The sequence below is a fragment of the Stackebrandtia soli genome (genome assembly GCF_965137155.1).
Lineage (GTDB): Bacteria > Actinomycetota > Actinomycetes > Mycobacteriales > Micromonosporaceae > Stackebrandtia > Stackebrandtia soli.
The window spans coordinates 19,431-29,330 of sequence record NZ_CBCRZX010000054.1; the positions used below are offsets into that span (position 1 = coordinate 19,431).

The window sequence follows — 9,900 nt, forward strand, 5'->3', positions numbered from 1 at the left end:
ACACTGACCGGGTGGCCGCCACGGTTCGATCCCTGCCCCGCCGACCACCCTCTCCGCTTGGTTGGGCAAAAGTTCCGCTTGGTTGGGCAAATTGCGAAAACACGCCTAATTCGAACATTTGCCCAACCAAGCCAGCCGTTTGCCCAACCAAGCGGAATCGTTGGAAAGCGACCCGCCCCGGCGGCCGTGCCGTCCGGGGCGGGGCTGTCACCTCGCGGTGCGGGTCCTATTCGTTCGGTTCGAGGTCCCCGGTCAGCATCAGCATGATGATCGGGTTGTCGGCGTAGGCCGCGTTCCGCAGGATCGGGTCGTCCTCGTCGGGGAACTTCTTCACCCGCTGGCCCTCGCCGTCCTGGCATGGGTTGTTCCCGTAGCGCTCGAACAGCGGGATGATCGGCAGGAGTTCGTTGAACGCGAGGGCGGCCTTGGTGACGTTCGCCTTCTGCTCGGCGAGGTCGAGCCCGCGGCCGGCCTCGTTGACGACGTCCTCCAGGTTGAGTTCGCCGAAGGCCTCCGTCTCGACGTTGAGGTCGAACGCGATGCCGTCACCGCCGGAGCTCTTCGTGATCGGCGTGTTGTGCTGGAACAGGTCGCTGACGAACGCGAAGTGCGGGTGCGGGTGCGTCGACGAGCCCCAGGTCTGGATCGCGATCTCGAAGTCGCCCTTGGCGATGTTGGAGACGTACTGCTCGAAGTCAACGGCGTTGACCGTGATGACGATGCCGAACGCGGTCAACTGCTCGGCGACGTTGTCGCCCGCGGCCGACCAGTCGGCGAAGTCGCCGGGGTACCGCAGCTCGTACTCGGCCGGGTTACCGTCCGCCGTGGTCCAGCGGTCGCCGTCCTTCTTCCAACCAGCCTGCTCCAGCAGGGAGGCCGCCTTGTCCACATCGTACTCGTACTTGTTGAGCTTCTCCAGGTCCGCCGCCTCGACCCAGTCCGGCACCATGATGTCGGAGAAACCCGCCATGTACTGCACGGGAACGCCGGAATCGCCCAGCGCGACGACGCCCGTGTCCTCCCGGTTGATCGCGTGCGCGATCGCGCGGCGGACGACCGGGTCGTTCAGCTCGGGAAGGGCCTTGAAGTTGATGAACATGCCGGGGCCGGAGTAGTTCGGCGGGCGCAGGATCTTGCGGCCGAGTTCCTTGTACGCCTTCTCCTGGTTGGGAGAGAACGCGTGCGTGGCGTAGTCGACGCTGCCGTCCTTGACGAGCGGGTTGACGGCGGGCGTCTCTCCGTTGTAGATGACGATCTTGTCGAACTTGACGCGGTCCGCCGCGAAACCCTTGTCGTTCTTGACGAGTGTCATCTCGGTGTCGGTGACGCGGTCCGGGTCGATGTTGAACGGGCCGGATACGAGCAGTTCTTCGGGCCGGAACGCGTTGAACTCCTCGGCGAGGGTCTGGGCCTCATCGTCGGCGCGGGTCTTGCCGTCCTCGACGAGCGCCTTCACCTTGTCGGCCCATTCACCGTAGATCGACGTCGGCAGGACGTTGCCGCGCAGGATGTAGCGCTCGATGACGGCGGACGGGCTAGACAGGTGCACGACGAACGTGAGCTCGTCGGCGGCCTCGATGGACTCGATCGACGCCCACGAGGGGGCGTTCTGCAACCACTGGATCCACAGGGTGGTCTCGTAGTCGGCGGAGGTGATCGGGTCGCCGTTGCTCCACGTCAGTCCACTGCGGAGGTTGACGGTGAAGGTCTCATTCTCGACGTCGAGGGCCGAACCCTCGGCGAGCATGTACTCCCATTCCTTCTTGTCCCAGTAGTAGTACGCCGACGGCAGCACCATCAGGTCCCGGTACGGACCCTCCATGATGAACTTCAGCACGGGGGCGTAAGGCGCGCCGCCGCAGTTGTAGTGCCCGTCCGGGGGCTGCTCGTACGGGTAGGCACCGTGGAAGGCGCCCTTGTCTTGGATTCCAGGATCGGCCTTGGAGCACGCGGACAGCGCGACCAGACCGGTGGCGCCGACCGCGCCGACACCGACCATCTGGAACAGCCGCCTGCGTGACAGGTCGAAATCGTTAGGGGTCATTCATCCTCCTGAGGGGACAAGCCCCGGCCGCCGAGGCGGACCAGAACTATCGTGAGGGCGACGACGGCGAGGCCACCGCCGAGCGCGACGAGCGAGATTATCCATTCCGGACGTCCGGCTTCGGTGACGAGCACCATCAGCAGCGACCCCGCGATGACGAAGGACGCCGCGGGGAGTGCCATGCGCGCGAACATGTCCATCAGTCGCCGCCCCCGCTGGCGACTGCGCCGGTCGTCTCGGCGACGACGTGGCAGGCGACGCGACGTCCGCCGTCGACGTCGGTGAGCTGTGGTTCCACCTCGTGACAGTCGCCGTCGCGGGCGATCGGGCAGCGCGGGTGGAAGGTGCAGCCGGACGGCAGCGCCGTGAGGCTCGGGATGTCGACACCGGTGATGTGCGTGGTGTGGTCGAGCCGGTTCGTCGGGTCGATCTCGGGGACGGCGGCGAGCAGCGCCTTCGTGTAGGGATGCTGCGGATCGTCGATGATGTCCGTGGTTCGTCCATACTCGACGACGCGGCCGAGGTACATGACGGCCATGTGGCCCTCGGCCGCGAAGTATCGCGCGATCGCGAGGTCGTGGGTGATGAAGACGAAGCCGACGCCGAGGTCCTTGCGCAGTTTGGTGAGGGTGCGCAGAACTCCAACGCGGATCGACACGTCCAGCATCGAGGTCGCCTCGTCGGCGATGATGAGGCGGGGTCGAAGCGTGAGCGAACGGGCCACGGCGACGCGTTGGCGTTGGCCCCCGGACAGCTGGTGCGGGTACTTCGTCAGGTAGTTCTCGGCGGGGGTGAGGTCCACCTGTTCGAGGAGCGCGGCCGCGGCGTCCCATGCCTCCTGTTTCGTCGCGGCGATTCCGTGCTTTCGCAGCGGCGACGCGAGCGTACTGTAGACAGTCCGAATCGGATTGAGCGAGGCGTACGGGTCCTGGTGGACGAACTGGACGCTGCGTCGGAACTCGGTGCGTTGCCGTGAGTTCATCGCGGCGAGGTCGACGCCCTTGTACTCGATGGCGCCGTCGCTCGGTTCGGCGAGCCCGGCTGCCATCCTGGCGGTGGTCGTCTTCCCGCAACCCGATTCGCCGACCAGGCACAGCACCTGGCCCTCGTCGAGGGCGAGGCTCACGTCGCGGACGGCCGGAATCGGGCCAGACTTGGTGCGGAACACCTGGGACACGCCCCGCAACGCCATCAGCGGCGGCCGCTCGGGCCCCGCGTCCGGATCGACCGGTTCGGCCTGGTGGGGAACCTCGACGGGCTCTTCGACGGCGAGGTCATCCACGTCGGTCATGACACGGCCTCCTTCTCCTGCTCGGCGATCGATTCCCATCGAAGGCACGCGGCCTCGTGCGCGAGACCGTCGGCGCGGCTCGCGACGAGCTCCAACACCGGATCGGTCTGTTCGCAGTCCTCCACGGCGTGACGGCACCGCGGCCGGAACGCGCAACCGCTCGGCAGCCCCGCGAGGTCCGGCGGCGCGCCGGGAATCGACTCCGGCTCGGCGGAACCGGCCCGCACCGGGGGGACGGCCCGGATCAGGCCGCTCGTGTACGGGTGGCGAGGCGTGGAGAAAACGTCGCCGACGCCGCCCGATTCGATGACGCGGCCCGCGTACATCGTGGCGACGCGGTCGGCGAGTTCGGACGCCAACGGCAGGTCGTGCGACACGAAGATCATCGCGAACCCGAGTTCGGCCCGCAGCGTGTGGAGCATGTCGACGATGGCGCGCTGGGTCAACAGGTCCAGGGCCGTCGTCGGTTCGTCGAGAACGAGCACCTGAGGCTTCAGCAGCAGCGCCAAGGCGATGAGGACCCGCTGCCGCATGCCACCGGACAGTTCGTGCGGATACGACGGGAGGACCCGGCCCGGTTCGAGCCGAACCGATCGAAGCACTTCGGACGCCCGCTCGACGATCTCCTTGCGCGAGTAGCGTTTCCCGCTCGGCGCATGGGCTCGCATCGTGTCGGCGAACTGGTCGCTGATGCGCATGACCGGGTTGAACGAGTTCATCGCGCCCTGGAAGACCATGGCGACCTCGCCCCAGCGCCAACGCCGCAGCGCCGTCGACCGCAGCTTCAACACGTCGACGGTCTCGCCGTCCCGATGCCGGTAGGTGATCTCACCGGAGCTGACCCGGCCGAGGCGCGGCAACAGCCGCAGCAGCCCGAGTCCCAACGTCGACTTGCCACAACCGGACTCGCCGACGAGCGCCAGCGACTGGTTCGCGTGCAGGTCGAAGTCGACGCCGCGGATCGCCTCGACGGTGCGGCCCGCCCCGGTTCGGTATTCGATGCGCAGGTTCCGCACCGAGAAGATCGGTTCCTCGCTCATGGCTCCTCCTACCCGTCCGACAACCGTGGATTGAGGACTTCTTCAAGGGAACGGGTCAACATGATCAGTCCCAATTGGAGCAGGGCGATCATGATGATGGGCGCCATCATGAACATCGTTCCCTCGGGGAGCGCAAAGGCGTCGAAGACCCACGCCTTGCGGATCATGATCCCCCAGTTGGAGCCCGAGATCGGGGCCAGACCGAGCACGTACAGCCCGACGAGCGCGTAGATCGCGTTGGTGACCGCGATGATGAAGTTGATCAGGATGAAACCGGCCATGTTGGGCACGATCTCGCCGAAGACGACGCGGGACGTCCCGAGGTCGAGCAGCCGTGCCGCCTCCACGAACTCGCGTTCCTTCAGCGACAACACCTGCGCGCGAATCGATCGCATCAGGATCGGCCACGACAGCGAGCCGATGAGGATCGCCAACAGGACCGGGTTCGTCAACTGGAAGAACGCGCCCATCACCGCGAGGAGGACGATCTGCGGAACGGTCATGACGATGTCGGTCAGTTGCAGCAGCACCGTGTCGACGGGCCCGCGCAGGTACGCGGCGAGCGCGCCGAGGACCACCGCGATGACCGTGGTGAGGGCCGCGGCCCCGAGACCGACGAAGATGACGGTCCCGCCACCGATGAGGATCTGGTGCAGGACGTCCTTGCCCGCGTTGTCCGTGCCGAGCGGGTGTTCCGCGCTCGGTCCCTGCCACGTGTTGTACGCGTCGGAGGGAACCGTCGAGGAGAGGAACAGCGGCGCGATGATCGTCATCAGGATGATCAGGGCCACGATGACGAACCCGGCGACGCCGACCTTGTTGCGCGTCAACCGATACAGCAGCCCCTGGCCCTGCACGGTCGGCTTGGGCGCTATCACCGTCATGTGGTGCGCTCCTTCCCTGAGGTCCTGATTCTCGGATCGAGGAGGCCGTAGGTCAGGTCGGCGATGAGATTGGCGAACACGACGGTGATCGTGATGATGAGCAGGATTCCCTGGATGAGCGCGTAATCGCGGTCGGCGATCGCGTTGTACAGGGTGATACCGATGCCGTTGTACGCGAAGATCATCTCGACGAAGATCGCGCCGCCGACGACGAAGCCGGCCTGGGTCGCGATCTGCGCGACGAGCGGCAGGACGGCGTTGCGTCCCACGTACATCATGCTGATCCGGCTCGAGGCGAGCCCGCGGGCTCGGGCGACGGTCACGTAGTCCTCGCCGAGCGCCTGAGTCGTTGACGCCTTCATGACGAGCGCCCAGGTGCCGACGGTAGTGAGCACGTACGCGAGGACCGGCAGCGTCGCGTGGTACATGGCGTCGGAGATGAACTCGACCGTGAAGGCGGGCTGGACGCCGGAGGTGTAGGTGCCGCGCATCTCCGAGTACTGGAAGAGGCCCAGTTGGACCCCGCCGATGACGACGATCATCAGCGCGACCAGGTAGTTCGGGATCGCGTGGAGGACCGAACCGATCGAGGAGACGGTGTGGTCGATGACGCCGCCCCGCCGGTACGCCATGATCATCCCGAGGCTCAGCCCGATGACGACGGCGATGATCAGCGCCAGACCGACGCTGAACAGCGTCCACGGTAGATGGTGCGCGATCTTCTCCAGGACGGTGATCGAGGACTGCGTCATCCCGAAGTCGCCCTGGAGCATCCCGATCAGGTAGTCGAAGTACTGCTGGATCAGCGGCGTGTTCGGGTCGAAGCTGTAGAGCGCGGCCGCTTGGGCCGCCGCGGCCTGATACTCCATTCCCTCGGACGTCAACCGCGCGATGAGCACGTCGACGGGGTTGCCGGGGAGCAGTCGCACCATGAAGAACACGCCGGTGGCGACGACGAAGATGACGAAGTAGGCGCGCATGATGCGCTGGGCGATGTACTCGCCCCACCAGACGACGACGGAACCCGCAAGCCCCAGCGCGATCGCGCCGCCGACGCCGAAATCGATCGCCCGGAGGGCTGCGGCGAGCCCGGCCCACACGATCAGCCAGACGCCGACCCGGGGCCAGCCGCGCAGTGCCCATGGGCGTGACCGTTGGCGTGGCCGGGTGGTTCCCGATGACTCCTTGGTCATCGTCGTGGTCACTACCATGCAACCTCTCCATACCGTGGGAGTGATCTACATCTCGTAGGGCATGAACATACAAGAAACCTTGCGAGTCTGGCGGCCCCCATAGATCACGAAACCGCAACGACACAGCGGACATTACGGACGATGAAGCATGATTCGATTTCGCCCATCGGCCCTCATCGAGCGATGAAACCACCGAAAAGGGAACGACGTGCCACGGGAAGCGGGTTTATGGATCAAGGACCGCGAGAATCGTTCTCCCCCAAGAGTTCTCACCCGATGAGCGCTGACCGGCGGGGCTACTCGAACGTCACGGCCGCACCGACGAGGGCGAAGTCGCCCGCGTTCGGAACGCGGCACCGAAATGGCGCGATTATGGGCGCGGGGGTCTACCGCCCGCCATCTCACCATCGAGAGTGGACATAACGTCTATTCTCAAGGGACGGTCAACCGTCACCGTCATCGTGACGGCCATCTCACCGAAAGCGCTCATCGGACGCGTGATCGATGCGCGTTGGTGAGTTCTTCGCCCTCAGTCGAGCGCTTCCACGAATTGGCTCAACTCGTCCATCGGCGCGTCGCCGTACACGATGTACGTCTGGCCGCCGCCGCTCGACAGCAGCGCGTTGTTGTTGTCGGTGGTGACGTAGCCGCTCCACTCGCGGCTCGCCGTCTCGACGACGCCGGTCGGTTGGGGATTCTTCCGCAACACCAACTCCGTCAGCTCCACCTCGTCGATCTCGGACACGACGAACTGCATGCCGGCACCCGACGGCGTGTAATACCCGACCCGAAGCGTCGCCTCCCCGTCCTCGCGATTCACCATGCTGGAGACCGTTTTCCACTCCTCCGACAGGCCCTGCGGCTCAGTCACGTCGAGGCCGGCGTCGGCCGCCTCCTGATACGTCGGGGAGGCGTTGACGACGCTCACCTGCCGATCCGAACCGATGAACTGCCACAGACCGAAGATCAACGCGATCGGCACCAGCAACACCGCCAACGACAGCAACATGTCGCGCGGCGGACGCTCGCCACGGACCCGACCGGTGCTCTTCTCTGGGGCGCTCATGGCCTCGATTTTGGCCGACGACACGCCGAGGCCCGACACCGACCCGCCACCGGGTGAGACGGCACAACTCTGTCAGGATCGAAACCCGGACCTGTCCCTCGGTGTTCAAAGGAGCACACCATGTCAGTTCGCAAGACCGAAGAACTCGACCGCAACCTCGGACTGGATCTCGTCCGCGTCACCGAGGCCGCCGCGATGGCCGCCGGCCGCTGGGTCGGCCGAGGCGACAAGGAGGGCGGGGACGGGGCCGCCGTCGACGCCATGCGTCAGCTCATCAACTCGATCCCCATGAGCGGCACCGTCGTCATCGGCGAAGGCGAGAAGGACGACGCGCCGATGCTGTACAACGGCGAGAAGGTCGGGGACGGCACGGGCCCCGGTGTCGACGTCGCCGTCGACCCGATCGACGGGACCACGCTCATGGCGAAGGGCATGCCCAACGCGCTCGCCGTCCTGGCGGTCACCGAGCGCGGCGCGATGTTCGACCCGTCCGCGGTGTTCTACATGGAGAAGCTCGCCGTCGGCCCGGAGTGCGCCGACGTCATCGACATCGAGGCGCCGACGGCGGAGAACCTGCGCCGCATCGCGAAGGCGAAGGGCGGGTCGATCTCCGAGGTGACGGTGTGCGTCCTCGACCGGCCACGACACGACACCCTCGTGCGGGAGATCAGGCAGGCCGGCGCCCGAATTCGGTTCATCTCGGACGGCGACGTCGCGGGCGCGATCTCGGCGGCCCGTGAGATGAGCGAGGTCGACGTGCTCATGGGCATCGGCGGCACCCCCGAGGGCATCATCACTGCCGTGGCGTTGACGTGTCTCGGCGGCGCGATGCAGGCGCGGCTCTGGCCGCAGGACGACGCCGAGCGCGCCAAGGCCCGCGACGCGGGGCACGACATCGACCGAGTGCTGACCACGTCGGACCTGGTGGGGGGAGACAACATGTTCTTCTGCGCCACCGGCGTCACCTCCGGCGACCTGCTGCGAGGCGTCCGGTACCAGCGCGGCGGCGCGTACACCCAGTCGATCGTGATGCGCTCGAAGTCCGGCACGGTCCGCGTCATCGACTCCTACCACCAACTCGAGAAGCTGCGCGGCTACTCCGTCGTCGACTTCGACGGCAACCTCCTCCCCATCGAGCCCTGACCCCTCCTCCCGCTTGGTTGGGCAAAAGTTCCGCTTGGTTGGGCAAATTGCGAAAACACGCCTAATTCGAACATTTGCCCAACCAAGCGAGACGTTTAACCAACCAAGCGGCAAGCGGGAGCCAGGAACCAACTGTTCTTGGTGGAGTACCAACCATCGACGCTGGAACCGACGTGCGAGGGAACGCGCCGGTCGACGAGAGCCGTCCTGATCCGGGCGGCCAGGTGCTCGTGTTCGATCAGAGCCTCGTCCCAACCCCAACGGATCACCGTGTAGCCGAGGTCGCGCAAGGTGGCCTCACGCTCGTCCTGCCTTCGCCGCGCGGCGGGATCGAGTGCGTACTTCATCTCCCCGTCGGCTTCGCCAACGAGCTTCGCAGCGTCCCAGAGAAAGTCGACGCGGATCTGATCATTGATCCAGACCTGTTGCAGCGGTTGAGGAACACGGTGCTTGTAGAACACCGCGCGGGAGATCGACTCCAACGGAGACTCGCTCAGGGTGGAAGCATGCGCGATCACCCACCGAGCGGTTCGAACCCGAGGCCAGCCACGACACAGTTCGACGGCCTCCCAAAGGTCCTCAATGGTACACAATGGTCCATCAGCTGTCGATGATGGACCGATGGCGGCATCGGCCGCGACCATTCCCGCGCGCATCCCCCGGAGTCGAGCGATATCGATGACCGTCCGAGCCGGTGTCGTGCTCGGGAGGACGTGCGCGTGGGAAACGTGATCGTCGATCACTTTCGCGTGATGCACGATCGCGTGCGGGTAATCGGCCCGGCCTTGCGATCGACGGCACCGTGTCATCTGCAACCACGGTTGTGGAGGTCGCAAGTGCGGCAGTTCCCACAAGGTCGCCGCCGACTCGTGGCTGATGGCGGGTGTCCCGTCGAGCCCCGGCAGTACAGACCCCGCATGCAACAACAACGGTGGGATCAGTTCTCGATGCCGCGTCACAACGTACGCACCATGGCGGACACGGGTCCAGAGTCCGACCTCGATGAGCGATCGGAGGGTCGACGGACGAAAGCCCCAGGCAAAGGCCTCACGCCGTCGAAAGGGAAGCAGTGCATTTGTCATGCCAGCAGCGTGATGGCCGAATTACAGTTCCGCGCAGCTATTTCAGCTTCACTTCAGGTTCGCTTGGTTGGGCAAAAGTTCCGCTTGGTTGGGCAAATTGCGAAAACACGCCTAATTCGAACATTTGCCCAACCAAGCGAGACGTTTAACCAACCAA

The 9,900-nt window shown here is 65.6% G+C and carries 10 protein-coding genes; 2 read left to right on the forward strand and 8 right to left on the reverse strand.

Annotation, left to right across the window (positions count from 1 at the left end; genetic code table 11):
• Positions 1 to 226: 226 nt before the first annotated feature.
• The 7 genes from ACM9NP_RS21210 to ACM9NP_RS21240 all read right to left on the reverse strand — a co-directional run bounded on the left by ACM9NP_RS21210 (position 227) and on the right by ACM9NP_RS21240 (position 7,518).
• The gene (locus ACM9NP_RS21210; protein WP_415648516.1) at positions 227 to 2,044 is read right to left on the reverse strand and encodes an ABC transporter substrate-binding protein; all 1,818 of its coding nucleotides are present in this window, start codon (positions 2,042 to 2,044) and stop codon (positions 227 to 229) included.
• On the reverse strand, positions 2,041 to 2,226 hold the full coding sequence (locus ACM9NP_RS21215) for a hypothetical protein (RefSeq protein ID WP_415648517.1): 186 nt from the start codon (positions 2,224 to 2,226) through the stop codon (positions 2,041 to 2,043). Before ACM9NP_RS21215 ends, ACM9NP_RS21210 begins: the two co-directional genes overlap by 4 nt.
• Before the next feature lie 17 nt (positions 2,227 to 2,243).
• Positions 2,244 to 3,335 (reverse strand): ABC transporter ATP-binding protein, encoded by a 1,092-nt coding sequence (locus ACM9NP_RS21220; RefSeq protein WP_415648518.1) that lies wholly within the window; start codon positions 3,333 to 3,335, stop codon positions 2,244 to 2,246.
• Entirely contained in the window at positions 3,332 to 4,375 is a 1,044-nt protein-coding gene (locus ACM9NP_RS21225) for an ABC transporter ATP-binding protein (RefSeq protein ID WP_415648519.1), read from the reverse strand. Before ACM9NP_RS21225 ends, ACM9NP_RS21220 begins: the two co-directional genes overlap by 4 nt.
• Positions 4,376 to 4,383: 8 nt before the next feature.
• The gene (locus tag ACM9NP_RS21230) at positions 4,384 to 5,259 is read right to left on the reverse strand and encodes an ABC transporter permease (protein ID WP_415648520.1); all 876 of its coding nucleotides are present in this window, start codon (positions 5,257 to 5,259) and stop codon (positions 4,384 to 4,386) included.
• The gene (locus tag ACM9NP_RS21235; protein ID WP_415648521.1) at positions 5,256 to 6,470 is read right to left on the reverse strand and encodes an ABC transporter permease; all 1,215 of its coding nucleotides are present in this window, start codon (positions 6,468 to 6,470) and stop codon (positions 5,256 to 5,258) included. Before ACM9NP_RS21235 ends, ACM9NP_RS21230 begins: the two co-directional genes overlap by 4 nt.
• 511 nt (positions 6,471 to 6,981) lie before the next feature.
• On the reverse strand, positions 6,982 to 7,518 hold the full coding sequence (locus ACM9NP_RS21240; RefSeq protein ID WP_415648522.1) for a DUF4245 domain-containing protein: 537 nt from the start codon (positions 7,516 to 7,518) through the stop codon (positions 6,982 to 6,984).
• Between the two features lie 120 nt (positions 7,519 to 7,638).
• Between ACM9NP_RS21240 and glpX the strand changes: the two genes are divergently transcribed.
• The gene (glpX, locus tag ACM9NP_RS21245; RefSeq protein ID WP_415648523.1) at positions 7,639 to 8,661 is read left to right on the forward strand and encodes a class II fructose-bisphosphatase; all 1,023 of its coding nucleotides are present in this window, start codon (positions 7,639 to 7,641) and stop codon (positions 8,659 to 8,661) included.
• 95 nt (positions 8,662 to 8,756) lie between these two features.
• Here the strand turns inward: glpX and ACM9NP_RS21250 are convergent, their stop codons facing one another.
• Positions 8,757 to 9,179, reverse strand: coding sequence for a DUF559 domain-containing protein (locus ACM9NP_RS21250; RefSeq protein WP_415648524.1), 423 nt, complete (start codon positions 9,177 to 9,179; stop codon positions 8,757 to 8,759).
• A gap of 399 nt (positions 9,180 to 9,578) precedes the next feature.
• Here ACM9NP_RS21250 and ACM9NP_RS21255 point away from each other — a divergent pair.
• On the forward strand, positions 9,579 to 9,900 hold a 322-nt coding region (locus tag ACM9NP_RS21255), incomplete at its 3' end, for a hypothetical protein (protein ID WP_415648525.1).